This is a genomic window from Pseudomonas sp. B392_1p (assembly GCF_052245235.1).
In the GTDB taxonomy this organism is placed as follows: domain Bacteria; phylum Pseudomonadota; class Gammaproteobacteria; order Pseudomonadales; family Pseudomonadaceae; genus Serpens; species Serpens gallinarum.
In genome coordinates, this window is the sequence record NZ_JBQPXM010000005.1 from 82,662 (window position 1) to 99,624 (window position 16,963).

At 60.9% G+C, this 16,963-nt stretch carries 13 protein-coding genes and 1 pseudogene; 8 read left to right on the forward strand and 6 right to left on the reverse strand.

Annotation, left to right across the window (positions count from 1 at the left end; all coding sequences use genetic code 11):
- Window positions 1–117: 117 nt before the first annotated feature.
- Together cheR and ACTV8E_RS09000 are read right to left on the reverse strand one after the other, a co-directional pair.
- A complete protein-coding gene (cheR, locus tag ACTV8E_RS08995) occupies window positions 118–945 on the reverse strand; it encodes a protein-glutamate O-methyltransferase CheR (RefSeq protein WP_251835111.1) in 828 nt (275 codons plus the stop codon).
- Window positions 946–988: 43 nt separating this feature from the next.
- Window positions 989–1,918 (reverse strand): chemotaxis protein CheV, encoded by a 930-nt coding sequence (locus tag ACTV8E_RS09000; RefSeq protein WP_273537061.1) that lies wholly within the window; start codon window positions 1,916–1,918, stop codon window positions 989–991.
- A gap of 135 nt (window positions 1,919–2,053) precedes the next feature.
- On the opposite strand from ACTV8E_RS09000, the gene flgA reads away from it, so the two are divergent.
- The 4 genes from flgA to ACTV8E_RS09020 all read left to right on the forward strand — a co-directional run bounded on the left by flgA (window position 2,054) and on the right by ACTV8E_RS09020 (window position 4,588).
- Entirely contained in the window at window positions 2,054–2,806 is a 753-nt protein-coding gene (gene flgA / locus ACTV8E_RS09005; protein WP_433962662.1) for a flagellar basal body P-ring formation chaperone FlgA, read from the forward strand.
- A gap of 132 nt (window positions 2,807–2,938) precedes the next feature.
- Entirely contained in the window at window positions 2,939–3,244 is a 306-nt protein-coding gene (flgM, locus tag ACTV8E_RS09010) for a flagellar biosynthesis anti-sigma factor FlgM (protein WP_251835108.1), read from the forward strand.
- Window positions 3,245–3,287: 43 nt separating this feature from the next.
- A complete protein-coding gene (locus ACTV8E_RS09015) occupies window positions 3,288–3,761 on the forward strand; it encodes a flagella synthesis protein FlgN (protein WP_443199260.1) in 474 nt (157 codons plus the stop codon).
- A gap of 71 nt (window positions 3,762–3,832) precedes the next feature.
- On the forward strand, window positions 3,833–4,588 hold the full coding sequence (locus ACTV8E_RS09020) for a flagellar brake protein (protein WP_251835106.1): 756 nt from the start codon (window positions 3,833–3,835) through the stop codon (window positions 4,586–4,588).
- A gap of 78 nt (window positions 4,589–4,666) precedes the next feature.
- On the opposite strand, the gene ACTV8E_RS09025 is transcribed toward ACTV8E_RS09020, so the two are convergent.
- The 4 genes from ACTV8E_RS09025 to ACTV8E_RS09040 form a co-directional block, all read right to left on the reverse strand.
- Window positions 4,667–5,926, reverse strand: coding sequence for an MFS transporter (locus ACTV8E_RS09025; RefSeq protein ID WP_273537056.1), 1,260 nt, complete (start codon window positions 5,924–5,926; stop codon window positions 4,667–4,669).
- Window positions 5,927–5,986: 60 nt separating this feature from the next.
- Window positions 5,987–7,330, reverse strand: coding sequence for a glutamine synthetase family protein (locus ACTV8E_RS09030; RefSeq protein WP_443199261.1), 1,344 nt, complete (start codon window positions 7,328–7,330; stop codon window positions 5,987–5,989).
- A gap of 163 nt (window positions 7,331–7,493) precedes the next feature.
- On the reverse strand, window positions 7,494–9,119 hold the full coding sequence (locus ACTV8E_RS09035) for a methyl-accepting chemotaxis protein (protein WP_251835103.1): 1,626 nt from the start codon (window positions 9,117–9,119) through the stop codon (window positions 7,494–7,496).
- A gap of 307 nt (window positions 9,120–9,426) precedes the next feature.
- On the reverse strand, window positions 9,427–10,218 hold the full coding sequence (locus ACTV8E_RS09040; protein WP_443199262.1) for a methyltransferase domain-containing protein: 792 nt from the start codon (window positions 10,216–10,218) through the stop codon (window positions 9,427–9,429).
- Between the two features lie 833 nt (window positions 10,219–11,051).
- On the opposite strand from ACTV8E_RS09040, the pseudogene ACTV8E_RS09045 reads away from it, so the two are divergent.
- From ACTV8E_RS09045 to ACTV8E_RS09060, 4 genes and pseudogenes are all read left to right on the forward strand, one after another.
- A pseudogene (locus ACTV8E_RS09045) lies at window positions 11,052–11,225 on the forward strand (HAMP domain-containing protein); the annotation flags it as partial.
- A gap of 102 nt (window positions 11,226–11,327) precedes the next feature.
- A complete protein-coding gene (locus ACTV8E_RS09050) occupies window positions 11,328–12,095 on the forward strand; it encodes a methyl-accepting chemotaxis protein (RefSeq protein WP_443199426.1) in 768 nt (255 codons plus the stop codon).
- A 191-nt stretch (window positions 12,096–12,286) separates the two neighbouring features.
- On the forward strand, window positions 12,287–13,408 hold the full coding sequence (locus tag ACTV8E_RS09055) for an efflux RND transporter periplasmic adaptor subunit (protein WP_443199263.1): 1,122 nt from the start codon (window positions 12,287–12,289) through the stop codon (window positions 13,406–13,408).
- A 70-nt stretch (window positions 13,409–13,478) separates the two neighbouring features.
- Window positions 13,479–16,529: a multidrug efflux RND transporter permease subunit gene (locus ACTV8E_RS09060; RefSeq protein WP_273537044.1), complete on the forward strand. Its 3,051-nt coding sequence runs from the start codon at window positions 13,479–13,481 to the stop codon at window positions 16,527–16,529.
- The last annotated feature ends 434 nt before the right edge of the window (window positions 16,530–16,963 follow it).

Below are 16,963 nucleotides of genomic sequence, written 5' to 3' on the forward strand. Positions count from 1 at the left end.
TTGGGCGCAATCAGGAAATTCAGAGCAACCCGATGGGATCGCGCCAAGACGCATCAAAAATGTCAAAACACCGCGGTATCGCTGCGCTCAACGTCACCCTACGTGAAATATCGATGCTTACTTGGCCTGGTAGATGATCCCCGGACTGCACTGCACCATCTGGTAATGATCCGATAAGCCATTGAGCGCTTCGGAGGCCCCCAGGAACAGGTAACCTCCCGGTTTGAGCGTTCCATGGATGCGCAGCAGGATGTCGCGCTTCACCTCGGCGGAGAAATAAATCAGCACGTTGCGGCAGAACACGATGTCGAACTTGCCCAGCACGGCGTAGCTGTCGAGCAGGTTCAAGGCACGAAACTCGATGCGGCTGCGCAAGGCTGGCTTGATCGCCCACCGTCCCGGTGCGACCTGGTCGAAATACCGTTGCTTGCGCTCCGGAGACAAGCCGCGCGCCATGGCCAGGCTGTCGTACTCGCCGGCCTTGCAGGCCGCCAGCATGGTGCCGGACAGTTCGGTGGCGACAATCTGCGCGCCCATGCGCAACTGGCTGGGATAGGTGCGCTCGTACTCGTCCAGGGTCATCGACAGCGAATAGGGTTCCTGCCCCGAAGAACAGGCTGCCGACCAGATACGCAGGCGCTGATGCGGGTTGGCCTTGAGCAGCTCCGGCAGTACCCGGCTTTTGAGAACCTCGAACGGATAGCCGTCGCGAAACCACAGGGTTTCGTTGGTGGTCATGGCGTCGACCACCAGCTCACGCAGACCGCTGCGCGGCTGGCTCTGGATTCGCTGCACCAGCTCGCCGAGGCTTTTGATGCCTTGCTCTTCCAGGAGCCGGTTCAGCCGACTGGACACCAGATACTGCTTATTGCTGCCAAGCAGAATCCCACTGGTTTTTTCCAGAAAGTCCCGGAACAGTTCAAAATCCAAATTACCCGAAGACACCTAGCCCGCCTTTAACGTTATGGAATGCCGAAAACCGCAGCTCTCAGTTGCTTTGCGCAGTGATTCGCTCGATGACTCGGGTCGCGAGTTCATCCGGGCGAAACTTGGCGAGGAAGTCGTCCGCACCCACCTTCTTGACCATCGCCTGGTTGAACACCCCTGACAGCGAGGTATGCAAAAGCACATGCAGCTTGCTCATGCGCGGGTCCTGGCGAATTTCTGCGGTCAGAGTGTACCCATCCATCTCCGGCATTTCGATATCGGAAATGACCATGAGCAGCTCCTTCTCAGGGCTGCGCCCCTCGTTGAGCATGTTTTGCAGATACTCGAGTCCCTGGCGACCATCGCACAGAGCAGTGACCTCGACGCCAAGGCTTTCCAGGCAACGAATCAGCTGCTTGCGGGCAACCGATGAATCATCCACCACCAGCACGTGCTGAGTCTCGGCAAACTGCTGAGCCTGCGCGGAAATGACGTGATCAGAGACCGTTTCTTTGGTCGGTATGACTTCGGCAAGAATCTTTTCTACATCGATGATTTCCACCAGCCGATCATCCACATGGGTCACCGCAGTCAGGTAATGATCCCGTCCGGTGCCCTTGGGCGGCAGATGCACCTCATGCCAGTAGAGGTTGACGATGCGTTCCACCGAGCGCACCAGGAAGCCCAGCACGCGTGAGTTGTATTCGGTGATGATGACGAAACTGTTCTGCCGCTCGGTCAGAGCGCGACGGCCGGTAGCCATCGACAGGTCGAGAATCGGAACGGTTCCGCCACGGATATTCGCCACGCCACACACTACCGCGCTCGATTTGGGCATGACATTCAGACGGGGACAAGGCAGTACTTCCTTGACCTTGAAGACATTGATGCCATACAGCTGACTGCCGTCGAGACGAAACAGCAAGAGCTCCAGGCGATTCTGTCCGACCAGCTGAGTGCGCTGGTTTACCGAGTCCATTACACCAGCCATGCCGGCTCCCTTGATATGAATAGAACGTTGTATGTTCAGGTAGGGACGGAAAGTGCCGCCGTGCTTACCCACACGCGCACCAAAGTTCGATGCTCGCCTTTTACCTGGCGGCACGTACTTTGCTTCTTTTAGGGCATGAAGATTGCCCTGTCATTTTTACGACGTTTATCCAGGCTTGCTCAGCCCCTCGCCTGCGTTGCCGTGCTGCACAGCATCTCGTCACAGGCGGCGCCAACACCACAAACGCTACCTGATCAGCTTATCGGCACAGCCCAGGCATTTCTTGAGGCCACTGTCGCCGACTACTTGCAGCGCAGCGCCATCGCCGGGCGCCATGAAATCGACATGAACCGACTGGACCCACGGTTGCGCATGCCGTTTTGCGACCAACCCCTGTATGCCAGCCTGGAAAACCCGCCACAGCCCATCGGCCGGGTCACCGTGCGCGTCGGCTGCAGCGGTCGTTCGCCCTGGAGCGTCTTTGTCCCCGCCCAAGTGCGCCTGTATCGCGACGTAGTCGCCGTCGCGCGCCCCTTGGCGCGCTCAAGCACCATCGGTTTTGCAGATATCCGCCTGGCGGAGCGCGACGTCGGCCAGCTCAGCCAAGGCTATCTGACCGAGCTGGATCAGGCCCTGGGCTACAAATTGACGCGCCCCGTCACCGCCGACCAGATCCTCACCCCCAACCACCTGGAACGAGCCGATGTGGTGAGCAAAGGTGATCAGGTCGTCATCAGCGCCCGCAACAGCGGCCTGAATGTACGCATGCCCGGCGAAGCGCTGAGCAACGGAGCGCCAGGTGAACAGATCCGGGTACGCAACCTGGGCTCCCAACGCATCATCAAGGCCAGGATCAGTGGCCCCGGACAGGTGGAAGTGGACCTCTAAACCGTCAAGAACTGTTTAAATCCTTTAAACTGTGACCCGAAACGCAAAACCGTATCGGATCGCACTAAAGTTCCTGCCGCCCTGGCCGAGAATAATGGCATGCGTCCATACACCCGTCCGAGGTAGCGAATCATGGTTATCGACATTCAGCGGTCGAACGGCACCCCCGTCCCGCCCAGCACAAACCGCAGCAATGCGGCGCAGCCGCCGATCGACACCGCGCTGGCCCAGCCTGCAACACCGGCCAAAAGTGGCGAGCCGGTACTTCTCAGTGCTGAGGCTCAACAGTTGCAGCAGATCAGCGATCAATTGCGTAGCCAGCCCAGTGTCGACCACGAACGCGTGGCACAAATCAAGCAAGCCATCGCCGATGGCAGCTATCAGGTCGACAGCCAGCGCGTGGCCAGCAAGCTGCTCGGTTTCGAAACCCTGCGCTGATTGACCCGCGAGGGAGCAGGACGCCCGCTCAACAGAGGTTGTTATGCCAGCAGTAAGCCTTTTGCAGCAGTTCAATGACGATATCGCCAGCGCTGAGCGTCTGCTCGCGCTGCTCGACAGCGAGTATCAGGCCTTGAGTCGCAGTGAGCTGGCGCTGCTGGAAGAACTGCTGGAAGAGAAACAACAGCTGCTTGCCCTGCTTGAGCAGCATCGCCAGCAGCGCAGCGAGCTGTTGCGTGGTCTGCAACTGACGCCCGACCGTGATGGCCTGCAAGCGTTTGCGCAACGCTCGCCGCAGGGCCCCGCACTGATGGAAAGTGCCGATACCCTGAGTGAACTGCTGCAGCGCTGCCAGGAAGCCAACCTGAGCAATGGCCGCCTCATCCAGCATGGCCAGAGCAGTGTCGAAGGGTTGCTGATGATCGTGCGCGGCAAGAATGACACCGCCGGGCTCTATAACCGTCGCGGTCAGAGCACCGGTAACATAGCCCGCCAGCGCCCCATCAATCTGGCCTGAATTAATAAACTGATCTGCCTCGATGCTCGCAGGGGCAGGTCGGTGTCGTACCGTTCGGAGACTTCGAGACAGTGTCAAAATTCCTGGATGATGACAACGCGCCCCAAGGCCCGGTGATACTCCGGGAACCCTTGGAAATCCTCGCCAGTTTAAAGCTGCTCCAGCAAGGCCTGGATAGTTTGACAATCACCTTCGACGGCCAAACTCAGCACTACCAGAGCCTTCTGGTGGATCTTGATCGGGAGCGTGGCTTGCTCGCGCTGGATGAACTGGTACCTGCCGACGGCGAGGCCCGCCTGCTAGGGGGTGAGAGCTTCCATGTCCAGGGGTATCACGAAGGCATACGCATGGCCTGGCGTACCGAGCGTGCCCAGATTCGCCGCGGCGAACATCAGGGGCATCGCTGCTACTGGATCGAGCTGCCTGAGGAAATGGATTATCACCAGCGCCGTGACGCCTACCGCGCCCCCCTCAAGCCCAGCCAGATCCCCACGATCAATCTGGCCGGCAGCCTGCTCTCCCCCTCACTGGTCGGCAAACTGCTGGACATCTCGGCCACCGGTTGCAAGCTGCGCTTTCCAGGCAACGTGCTGAGCGTTCTGGAGCGCGGCGAAGTCTACGAACGACTGAGCATTGCCCTGCCCGAAGCCACTCTGGTGCTGGCCGCTGAGCTGCGCCACTTGCACTACGAAGAACGCCACGAGGCCAGCTTCGCCGGCATGCGCTTTCACGAAATCAGCGGCCTCGAGCAGCGGCAGATCGAGCGCTTCGTCTTTCAGGTACAGCGAGAAAGTCGCCGCCTCGAGCGCGAAGGCCCCTTCGAATAATCGTCGAGCCCGCCACGGAGACGCTCCGCGCGTCTCCGATGCAGCGTAATGCACTAATACCTTTCCCTAGCCGCACGGCTAATCCTGCATCTGCTCCTGCACCACGTGCTCGTCGACACGCGGGTCCAAGGCGGCCTGCAAGGGCGAGCCCGCCATGCTATCCAGCACTGGCACGTGATGCAGCGGCGCATCTTCGACCTGGTGCAGGTTGGTTACCCGATGCGGACGAACACTCAGTGCCAGCAGCAGCCCGCAGCCACTGAAGAAGGCATACAGCAGATTTGCCCCCAACACGCGCATCAATACCCCCGCCAACAACGGCCCAATCGCCGCGCCGACACCGAAGGTCATCAGCAGCATCGCCGTCAGTGATACCCGACGCTCCGCTTCCACGTGGTCATTGGAGAACGCCACCGCCAACGGGTACAGGCTGAACATCAACAGGCTGGCCAGGCAGCCAATGGGCAGCAGCAACCAGAGCGATCCCTCTTGCAGCAGGGCCAGCGGCAGGCTGGCCAGGCTGAGCAGCAAGGCACACACCCGAATCAACTGTGGCCGGTCGTAGCGATCGGACAGCCAACCCAGCGGCCACTGCCCGACAAGTCCGGCCAGAATGCAGCTGCCCATGAACAGGCCGACCTCGGCCGTCCCCAGCCCCATGCGACTGGCGTACAGTGGCGCCAGACCATAAAAGGCCCCGACGACCAGTCCCGCCATGACTACCGTGACCAGCGATTGCGGCACACGGCGCATGAAGAAACGCGGCTCCATCGGTGCAGGGTGCAAAGGCGCCGGGTGGATGCGGTCGGTCAGCGTGACCGGCGTCAGGCACAACGCAAAGCACAGCGCCACCAGCATGAGCAGTTCGAGCCCCAGCGAGGGGTACGCCACCAGCACCAGTTGCCCCAACACCAACCCCCCGTAGGAGGCCGCCATGTAACCGGCGAATACCCGGCCGCGCTGATGGTCTTCAGCCTGCTCGTTAAGCCAGCTTTCCACCACCATATACAGGCACATCATGCCCAAGCCGACCAACATGCGCAGCACCAGCCAGATGGGCAGCCACTCGATAAGGCCATGGCCCAGCACTGCCGCGGTGACCGCGCCGGCGCTCGCCGCATAGGTGCGAATGTGCCCGACTCGGGCAATCAAGTGGTGGCCAATCTTGCCGCCCAGCACCAGTCCCAGATAATAGGCCGCCATCAGCGCACCCACCCACACACCATCCATCACCTCGGCCACTCGCAGGGCCAGGTAGGTGCTCAACAAACCGGAACCCAGCAGCATCAGCAGGGTGGCCATATACAACGCAGGAAATGATTTCAGGGCGCGAAACATAGCTGGATCAGACAAGCCTCCATATAAAAACGGCCCCCGGTACGGGAGCCGCAGCGTCCATCATACCCATGAGGCCAGGTGACGACGCTCCCACGGGGTGATTTCGTCGTAATAACTGCCCAGCTCCATCAGCTTGCTGGCAGCAAAGCCTTCGATGAACTCTGCCCCCAACAGTTCGCGCGCCAATTCACTGTTCTGTAAGCGCTCCAGCGCGGCCGACATGGTGAACGGCAGGCGCAACGCCTGCGGCGCGACGAATTCGCCCTGCGCCGGCGAACTCGGCTCAAGCCCCAGGCGCATGCCGCGCAACCCGGCCGCCAGGCTCGCGGCGATGACCAGGTAGGGATTCGCGTCGGCGCCGGGCAGCCGATTTTCCACCCGCCGCGCCTCAGGACCACTGACGGGCACGCGCAACCCGGCGGCGCGGTTGTCGTACGCCCAGCACGCATTGTTCGGCGATGCAAAGGGATGAAACAGGCGCTGGTAAGAATTCACATGGGGAGCGAACAGTAAAGTCAGATCGCCCAGCGCCGCCTGCAGCCCACCGATGAAATGCCGAAACTCGGGGGTTTCCTCGCCCTGCCCGTCACTGAAAATATTCTCGCCGCCGTCGGCGCGCACCACGCTCTGATGCAGGTGCATGGAGCTGCCCGGCGTGCTCGCCAGCGGCTTGGCCATGCACACGGCGATCAAGCCATGCTTGAGCGCCACCTCCTTGAGCAGATGCTTGAAGAGAAAAGTCTGGTCGGCAATCAATAATGGCTCGCCGTGCACCAGGTTGATCTCATACTGACTGATCCCCATTTCGTGCATGAAGGTGTCGCGCGCAAGCCCGAGCGCGCCCATACCCTGATATACCTCGGCAAAGAACTCGCGCAAATTGTGGTTGGCCGTGACGCTGAACGCCGACGAACCGGTTTCCGGTCGACCGTCGAGGCCGCGCGGCGGCTCAAACGGCTGCAACGGATCCGGGTTGCGGGCGAATACGAAAAATTCCAACTCAGTAGCCACCACCGGCGCCAGGCCCTGCTGCGCATACTCGCCCAACACCTGGCGCAGCAGGCTGCGTGTCGACAGCGGGCAAAGTCCACCGTCCATGTCCACGCCATCGCAGATCACCAGGGCGCGCGGCTGTTCACTCCAGGGCACTCGATGCACCTGGTTAGGATCGGGACGCAGCACCAGGTCACCATCATCTCCGCCGTAATAACCGGGCGGCGGATAACCACCCATGATGCATTGCAGCATCACGCCCCGAGCCATCTGCAGGCGCCGTGGTGCGAAAAAGCCTTCGGCGGTCATCACTTTGCCGCGTGGTACACCGTTGAGGTCAGGCGTTATGCATTCGATCTCGCCAACCCCGGCAAGGCGCTCGGCGAGCGCCTGGAAGTCCATCTCGGTCATTGCGTCCAAACCTCTGCGTGCATGCCAGCATGGCAACCTCATTACAGTAGGTAGCCCAGCCCGCAGAGATCAAGCGAGCATGTGGATATAAACGCCAACCACATTTCGCACCACGAGTGACGAACCCGCAGGGCCAGCGAGTTCGCCCTGTACGCGGAGAGGTTTACACCTTGAAGCGCATCACCAGACCTTTCAGCTGTACTGCCAGGCGCGCCAGCTCCTGACTCGCGGAGTTGGTTTGGTGAGCCCCAGCGGACGTTTGCACGGCCAGATCACGAATATTCACCAAGTTGCGGTCAACCTCACGGGCCACTTGCGCCTGTTCTTCCGAGGCGCTGGCAATAATCAGGTTGCGCTCGGTGATATTGCCGATCGCCGCGGTGATCTGCTCCAACGCCTCGCCGGCGGCACGCGCGATGTCCAGCGTGGAGTGAGCGCGATCATTGCTCGTCTGCATGGCGGCCACAGCCTGATCAGTACCCTGCTGGATACCGGCCACCATCTGCTCGATCTCCTGGGTCGACTGCTGCGTGCGATGGGCCAGGGCCCGCACCTCATCGGCCACTACGGCGAAGCCGCGGCCGGCATCACCGGCCCGCGCTGCTTCGATGGCCGCGTTAAGGGCCAGCAGGTTGGTCTGTTCGGCAATCGAACGAATCACATCGAGAACCGTGCTGATGTGGCGAATGCGTTCGGCCAACTGCTCGACTTGCCCACCGGTGGAGGTCACGTCGTTGGCTACGTGATGAATCGAATCGACCGTACGGTTGACTTGCTCCTGACCCTTGCGCGCGACCGTGTCGGAGCCGCGCGACGCTTCCGAGGTAGCTACCGCGTTGCGCGCCACTTCATCCACCGCAGCCGTCATCTCGTTGACGGCCGTAGCCGCCTGCTCGATTTCATGGTTCTGCTGATGGAGGATCTTGCTCGAGTTCTCGGTGACCGCATTCAGCTCCTCGGCAGCCGAGGCCAGCTGATTGGACGAGTCGCCAATGCCCTGGATGGTCGCCTTGAGGCTTTGCTGCATGGTTCTGAGCGCGGCGAGCAAGCGTGCCGGCTCATCTTCGCCGCTGACGCGGATGTCCTGAGTGAGGTCGCCTGCGGCCACGGTTTCCGCAACACGCACGGCCTCGCCCAGCGGCGCCACGATACTGCGGGTAAAGATTAGTGCCAGCCCGACGGTCAACAGCGCGGCGATGATCAGGAAAATCATCACACCGATTTCCGCGCGCTGGTATTCGGCGCGGGACAATTCGGTAAAATCCGCAGCCGCTTCGCTGTTCATCTTGACCAGCTTGTTCAGCTGCGCACCCAGAGCAATGGACAGCCGGTTGTAATCGCCGCCCAGCAAGGCATGCATTTGTTGCAGATCGTTCTGGTGGGAAAACTGCACCAAGCGCTGGTGAATGCCCACGTAGTCATTCATCGCCCGCTTCAGTTCGGAAAACTGCACCCGCTCCGCATCGTTGCTGATCAGTCGCTCGTAGCCACCAATCTCGGCCGAGAGCTCGCCGACCAGCTCGTCAGCACGTGCCAGGGATGCCTTGAGCTTGTCCTCTTCGCGGTCGACCAGAAGGCGGAAGGACATGATGCGCAGGCGCAGCATCTTCTCGCTGACGGAGCCTAACGAGACATAGCTTGGCAAGGTGTTATCGAGCAGCACGAGCGTCGCGCCGCGAATGACCTTCATCTGACTCTGTGCGAACAAGCCGAGCAACACGACCAGCAACGCAACCAGGGAAAAGCTGATGAATGCCCTGGGACCGACCTTGAAACGCCGAAGAAACATGGGATGACCTCATCCGAAGTGATTTGTTTTTCTTCTTACCGGTGCGCGCACGTGAAGCAGAGCACACCACAAGCAGTGGTGGGTATATCGGCGGCCCGGCCAGCGTCATGACATTCTGACGTCAAAAAACAGGCCTTTTGACGTCACTCTTTCCTTAAGGGGGCGTTAAGGCGAACAAAACACACTCCTGACGACTGCTGGTGGATGTCGCGTTTTACATCCACCCTGGCCATGCGCGGTGGCTCGATAAAGCGCCATCCACCCTACATTTCGCCACTGCCACAGGCATCCAACTCACGCCAAGGAGTCACTCGCCCGTCGCGGTCACGATCAATGCCGGCATGCTGAACTCGACCCGACCATCCGCCAATACGAAGGGCTGCAGCGACTCTTCGGCCTCCTGGCGCAGGCGGGCGAACTGCCCATCGTCAAGCAGACCGCCTAGCGTCCAAACACAGGCACGCTCGGTGGCGACCAGCGCCTCGACAGAGGCAAAGCGCACCACTCCGTCATGCCGGGTAACCTGGGCTTCATTCAGACCGGCCGCAACGGCCTGGCTACGCAAGGATTCTCGCTCGCCACAGGAAAACGGCATGCGAAAGGCCTCAGCCACGGCCTCACCGAACAACCGCTGCAGCAACTCGGCGAGCACCGCGTAGCCGGGAGAATGATCGAGCGCATCGCACACCGCCACGGCCAGGCGTCCTCCGGGGCGCAGCACGCGGCGCATCTCCCGCAGCGCCGCCACCGGATCGTCAAAGAACATCAGGCCAAACTGACTGACCACCACGTCGAAACTCTGGTCGTTGAAGGGCAATGCCTCGGCACGACCGCTGAGCCATTCGATCGCGGTGCTTTTGCGGCGCGCCACGGCCAGCATGTCCTCGTTGGGATCAAGTCCGGTGACCGCTCCACCGCCACCGACCCGCTGGGCTGCGGCACAGGCCAGCACGCCAGTGCCGCAGGCGACGTCGAGCACGCGTTGGCGAGTCTCGATACCCGCCACGTCCACCATGACCTCCCCCCATTGTCGGAACAACGCAGGGACGAAGAACTGCTCGTATACATCGGCCGGCGAGCCGGCCTCTTTCAGGTTCATGGCACACCTCCATCCATTGCACCCATTTCATCGGTAGACAATGGGCGCGGGGGATAATCAACACCCAGAGTTTCAACGCCGAGTCTGTGCCCTTTCTCTCAAGTTCAGCGAGCCGTCAGCCGATAAACGGTAAAAGGCACAATTGTGATGCGCAGCCAGCCTCTGCGCTTTTCCAGCCCGCTTTCCATTGCCAACCGTCCGGTACAGCGAAGTCCGTACGGTCGCACTTCTCCCTCTCCAAGGAATGTGTCATGTCTTTTGCCAACTCGCTGCGCAGCCAAGTCCTGATCCTGCTGGGCGGCAGCCTGATGTTGATGCTGATGATTGCTCTGGCCTGCTTTCAGTCCTTGAGTGACAACGCCCATGCGTATCAACGCCTGCTGGCCGGCCCGACGCATTCCACACTGGTGCTCAACCAGGCCAATCTCGACTTCAAGACCCAGGTTCAGGAGTGGAAAAACATGCTGCTGCGGACCCGGAGCAGCAACGACCTGGCGTCATTCTGGAACCGCTTCGAGGCCCAGGAACGCGACGTGCAACAAAGTCTGGAGAGTCTCATCAACGCCCCCGATATCGACCCCGCGCTCAGGGCGCGGCTGGTTGAGCTGCGCAATGAACACCAACAGGTCGGCCAGGCCTATCGTCAGGGCCGCGAGGTCTTTCTGAGCAGCGGTTTCAATGCCCGGGTGGCGGACCGGAACGTTCAGGGAATCGACCGTAACTTCAGCGATGAGCTCGAATTGATGGGGCGAAACTGGCGTGAGCAGACCGAGGCTGAAATTCCGCTCCTCCAGCGCTCCACCACTAATACCGTCACCTATGGCCTGTTGTTCATGCTGTCGTCGAGTCTGGTGGTCGGACTGCTGGGCCAATGGCTTATCAACCGTCGTCTCATTGCCCCCATCAACGAACTGATTGAGCACATCGCCCAACTCAGCCAGGGGCGCCTGGGTCTGCCGGTGGATGCCAGCCGGCGCGACGAGCTAGGTCGATTGGCCCAGGCAGCCAATCGGCTGCGCGAGTTTCTTTCCGCTACGTTCAGAAATCTTCAGCAAAGTACGACCCAGTTGGATCAGGCCAGCGGCGAACTGAACACCATTTCCTATCAGATGGCCGAAAGCACCCGCACCCAGTTCGACCGCACCGATCAGGTGGCTACCGCCATGCACCAGATGTCGGCCACGGCTCAGGAAATCGCCCGACACACCACCGAGGCGGCCAGCGCGGCCGATGCGGCAGAAAACATCACTCAACAAGGCGAGGCCGCCATGCAGGACATGGTCACGAGCATCGAAGCGGTTCGCAACGAGATCATCCATGCCGCCGACGTGGTGCACAGCCTGGAGAGTGATACCGGACGAATCGGCGCCGTGCTTGAGGTGATTCACGGCATTGCCGACCAGACCAACCTGCTGGCCCTAAATGCGGCCATCGAGGCAGCGCGGGCGGGCGATGCGGGGCGAGGCTTCGCCGTCGTCGCCGACGAGGTGCGCACTCTGGCCAAGCGCACAGCAGAATCCACCGCCGAGATCCAGCAAATCATCGAGGCGGTGCAGAGCGGTGCGCTTAATGCAGTACGTGCCATTGAGAACGGCCAACAGAGCAGCGAGCATGGCGTCGAACAGGTGAAGCGCGCCAGTGACACCCTCGGCGGCATCACCGACGCCGTGGAAACCATCCGCAATATGAGTCGCCAGATCGCCACCGCTGCCGAAGAGCAAACCTCGGTCGTTGAGGGCCTGACCCAGAACCTCACCGAGATCACCGACATTGCCAGCACCAATCAAGGCCATCTGCAACGCACCCAGGAGGCTGGACAGCATTTGCACAGTCTGTCCAGCACGCTCAGCGCGTTAACCCGGCACATCCAGGCCTGACACCAGCGCACCGCCGTGTCTGGCGCTGCGGTTTGGTGAGCCTGCAATGTGCAGGCTCGCCCATCAGCGCCATGCTTACAGCGGCCTTGCAGCCGGTCCAATAGCGCACGCCCTGGTTGCGAATGGTCCCTGCGCAGGACTGGACTGCGTCTAAGCTTTCCTCGCGCGTCCCGCTTTGACGAGGAACCCCCATGCTGCTGCGCCGCATGCTCATCATGCTTGCCGTGGTCGTGCTGGTAGTTTTGGCTCTGGCTGCCTACAAGGGCTATTCGATTTACCAGCAGGTCCAGCTTTTTTCCGCCCCGCCGCCGCCCATCAGCGTGGAGGCCGAACCTGCACGGGAAATCCCTTGGCAGCGTCGCCTGCCGGCTATCGGTACGCTCAAGGCCATTCAAGGCGTGGAGCTGACGGTTGAAGTCCCCGGCACCGTGCAGCAAACGCTGTTCGAGTCGGGGCAAAAGGTCAGCCAGGATCAACCGCTAATCCAGATGAGCAGCGAGGTGGAACAGGCCGGCCTGGCTTCCGCCGAGGCCGCCTTGGGCCTGGCGCAGGTGGAACTGGGCCGCGCCCGCAACCTGGTCGGCCGGCAGATGATCTCACGCAGCGAGTTCGACCGACTGAACGCAGAGGCCCGCCAGGCCCAGGCCAGCGTCGAGCAGTTCAAGGCCAGCCTGGCCAAGAAACGCATCTCGGCGCCCTTCGCCGGCACCATCGGCATCCGCCAAGTGGAGGTCGGCGATTACCTGGGCTCCGGCACACTGATCGCCACGTTGCAGGATTTGTCCCGCCTGCAGGTTGATTTCTTCCTGCCGGAACAGCGCGTGCCGCAACTGCGCGTCGGCCAGCAGGTTCAACTCAGCGTACCGGCCTATCCCGATGAGGTGTTCACCGGGCAGATCAGCGCCATCAACCCGCGCACCGAGGAAAGCACGCGCAATATCCAACTGCGCGCCCAGTTGCAAAACCCCGAAGAAAAACTTCTGCCAGGCATGTTTGCCAATCTGGATGTCCTGCTGCCCGAGACGCCGCAGCGCGTGGCGGTACCGGAAACCGCCATCACTTATAGCCTTTACGGCAACGCGCTCTATGTCGTCACGGATCAGCAGGATGAGGCCGGCCAGGTACAGACCGACGAACAAGGCCAGCCACGCAAGCGTGTCGAGCGTCGTTTCATTACCACGGGCGAACGTCGCGACGGCCTGGTGGTGATTGAAAAGGGACTGACTGCCGGCGAGTGGGTAGTCAGCTCCGGCCAGTTGAAACTCGACAATGACACCGCCGTCTCCATCGTCGCACCCGAAGCCCGGCCTTGAATCGGCAGCACCAAGACATTGAAAAGGCGGGCAAGGCTTCAAACGGTCGTAAACGCAGAGGATATTGTCCATGGCCTTCACCGATCCCTTCATCCGTCGCCCGGTGCTGGCCAGCGTCATCAGCCTGTTAATCGTGCTGCTCGGCTTCCAGGCCTTCAAGCAACTGTCAATTCGCCAGTATCCGGAACTGGAAAGCGCGCTGATCACGGTGACCACGACCTATCCCGGCGCCAATGCCGAGACCATCCAGGGCTATATCACCCAGCCCCTGCAACAGAGCCTGGCCAGTGCCGAGGGCATCGATTACATGACATCGGTGAGCCGTCAGAACGTGTCGCTGATTTCCATCTATGCGCGCATCGGCAGTAACAGCGATCGGCTCTTCACCGAGTTATTGGCCAAGGCCAACGAAGTGAAGAACCAATTGCCGCAGGATGCCGAAGACCCGGTTCTGGCCAAGCAAGCCGCCGATTCCACGGCCCTGATGTACATCAGCTTCTATAGCGAGGAGCTGTCCAACCCGCAGATCACCGATTACCTGTCGCGGATCATTCAACCCAAACTGGCCACCCTGCCGGGCATTGCCGAGGCAGAGATCCTCGGCAATCAGGTGTTTGCCATGCGTCTGTGGCTCGACCCGATCAGACTGGGTGCGTATGGGCTGAGCGCGGCGGATGTCAGCAGCGCGGTGCGCCGCTACAACTTCCTGACCACCGCCGGCGAGCTGAAGGGTGAATACACACTCACCGCGGTCAATGCTGAAACTGAGTTGAAGACCGCTGAGGCCTTCGCTGCCATTCCGCTGAAAACCGCAGGCGACACCCGCGTGCTGCTCGGCGATGTGGCCCGCGTCGAAATGGGATCGGAAAGCTACGACAGCGTCAGTTCCTTCGACGGCACCCCTTCTGTCTACATTGCCATCCAGGGCACGCCCAGTTCGAATCCGCTGGAGGTGATCGAAAACGTCCGCGGCCTGATTCCTGAATTGCAGGCGCAGTTGCCGCCCAATCTCAAGCTGTCCATCGCCTACGACGCCACGCAGTTCATCCGTGCCTCGATCGACGAGGTGGTGAAGACTCTGGGCGAGGCAGTGTTGATCGTCATCGTCGTGGTATTCCTGTTCCTGGGTGCGCTGCGTTCAGTGCTGATTCCGGTAGTGACCATCCCGCTGTCGATGATCGGCGTGCTGTTCTTCATGCAGTTGATGGGCTACTCGATCAACCTGCTGACATTGCTGGCCATGGTCCTGGCCATTGGCTTGGTGGTGGACGACGCCATCGTCGTGGTGGAAAACATCCACCGGCATATCGAGGAAGGCAAGACGCCGTTCGAGGCGGCCCTGGAAGGCGCGCGGGAAATCGCCGTGCCGGTCGTATCGATGACCATCACCCTGGCGGCCGTTTACGCACCCATCGGTCTGCTGCAAGGCCTGACCGGCGCGCTGTTCAAGGAATTCGCCTTTACCCTCGCCGGTGCAGTGATCATTTCCGGCATCGTCGCGCTGACCCTGTCGCCGATGATGTGCGCAAAACTGTTGCGCCCCACCACCAATCCTTCCGGCCTGGCCCAGCGCATTGACCGCACCTTTGAGCGCGTGCGTTTGCGCTACCAGCGACTTCTGCACGGCACCCTCGATACACGCCCTGTGGTCCTGGTCTTTGCGCTGATCGTGCTCGGGCTGATCCCGGTACTGCTGATGTTCACCCAGAGCGAGCTGGCTCCGGAGGAAGATCAGGGCGCGATCTTTCTGCTCAGCAACGCACCGCAGCCCACCAACCTGGACTACACGAACAGGTACACCGACCAGTTTCGCGACATCTTCAAAGCCTTTCCCGAGTATTACTCCTCGTTCCAGATTAACGGCTTCAATGGTGTGCAATCCGGCATTGGCGGATTTCTGCTCACCCCGTGGGACGAGCGCTCACGCACGCAGATGGAACTGCTGCCCCTGGTGCAGACGCGCATCAACCAGGTACCCGGCCTGCAGATCTTCGGCTTCAACCTGCCCTCGCTGCCCGGCACCGGCGAGGGTTTACCGTTCCAGTTCGTGATCAATACGCCCAACGATTATGAATCGCTCCTGCAAGTGACCGACCGTATCCGGCAGCGCACCCAGGAATCCGGCAAGTTCGCTTTTCTCGACGTCGACCTGGCATTCGACAAGCCCGAGCTGGTGGTTGAAATCGACCGGCAGAAAGCCGCGCAAATGGGCGTTTCCATGCAGGAAGTGGGGCAGACCCTGGCGGTTCTGCTCGGTGAAGGCGAAATCAACCGCTTCACGGTAGAAGGGCGCAGCTACAAGGTCATCGCCCAGGTGGAGCGTGCCTGGCGCGACAATCCCGACTGGCTGGACAGCTATTATGTGCGCAACGAGCAAGGCCAGATGCTGCCGCTGGGTACGCTGATCCGTGTCCACGACCGGGCGCGCCCTACCCAGCTCAACCAGTTCCAGCAGCTCAACTCAGCAATCATCCAGGGCGTGCCCATCGTCAGCATGGGCGAAGCCATCGACACCGTGCGCACGATTGCCGAAGAAGAAGCGCCGCGCGGCTACGCCTTCGACTATGCCGGAGCGTCACGCCAGTTCATCCAGGAAGGCGGTGAGCTGTATGTCACCTTCGCCCTGGCGGTGGCGATCATTTTCCTGGTGCTGGCCGCGCAGTTCGAGAGCTTTCGCGATCCGCTGGTGATTCTCATCACCGTGCCGCTGTCGATCTGCGGTGCTCTGATCCCATTGTTTCTTGGCATTTCAACCATGAACATTTACACCCAGGTCGGGCTGGTGACGCTGATCGGACTGATCAGCAAGCACGGCATTTTGATCGTTGAATTCGCCAACCAATTACGTCACAGCAAGGGGCTGACGCCTCGCGAGGCGGTGGAGGAAGCCGCAGCGATCCGCCTGCGTCCGGTGCTGATGACCACCGCCGCCATGGTATTCGGCATGTTCCCGCTATTGCTGGCCACAGGCGCAGGTGCCGTCAGCCGTTTCGATATCGGCCTGGTGATCGCCACCGGCATGTCAGTGGGCACGCTGTTCACGCTGTTCGTGCTGCCGAGCATGTATTGCCTGCTGGCCAAACCGGATGCGTACCGGCAGGCGCTGGAGCCGGCACATTGAAGTGTGTCGGTATACGCATGAAAAAGCCCCGACGCGCAAGGCGCATCGGGGCTTTCCGTAGGGACTCGTAGGACGAGCGGTCTCCGTCACTGCCATGTCTCATCCGCGAGACTGAGCACTCTGCGACAAACCGTACAGCAACAGCAGCAATTCTTCTCCGGGTTGAACCGACAACACCTTCTCGCGCGCGTTGGGAGGAATCGGGCAATGCGTCAATCCATGACTTCCTTGTATGATGCCCGGTCCCGGCTCGTGCCAGGCCGCGGTGGCCAGGGAAACCACGCCCAGAGCGCCCATAAGGAACAGGCCTCTAGCGATTGTGGACGTCATGACAGTAACCTCATGCTGGTTCCGCCATATGCAGCGAGTGATCACGCCATAGAAAATCGCAGGCGAGACCGCTGAGATAGCGTAACGTTGCGAAAAGCAGAGCC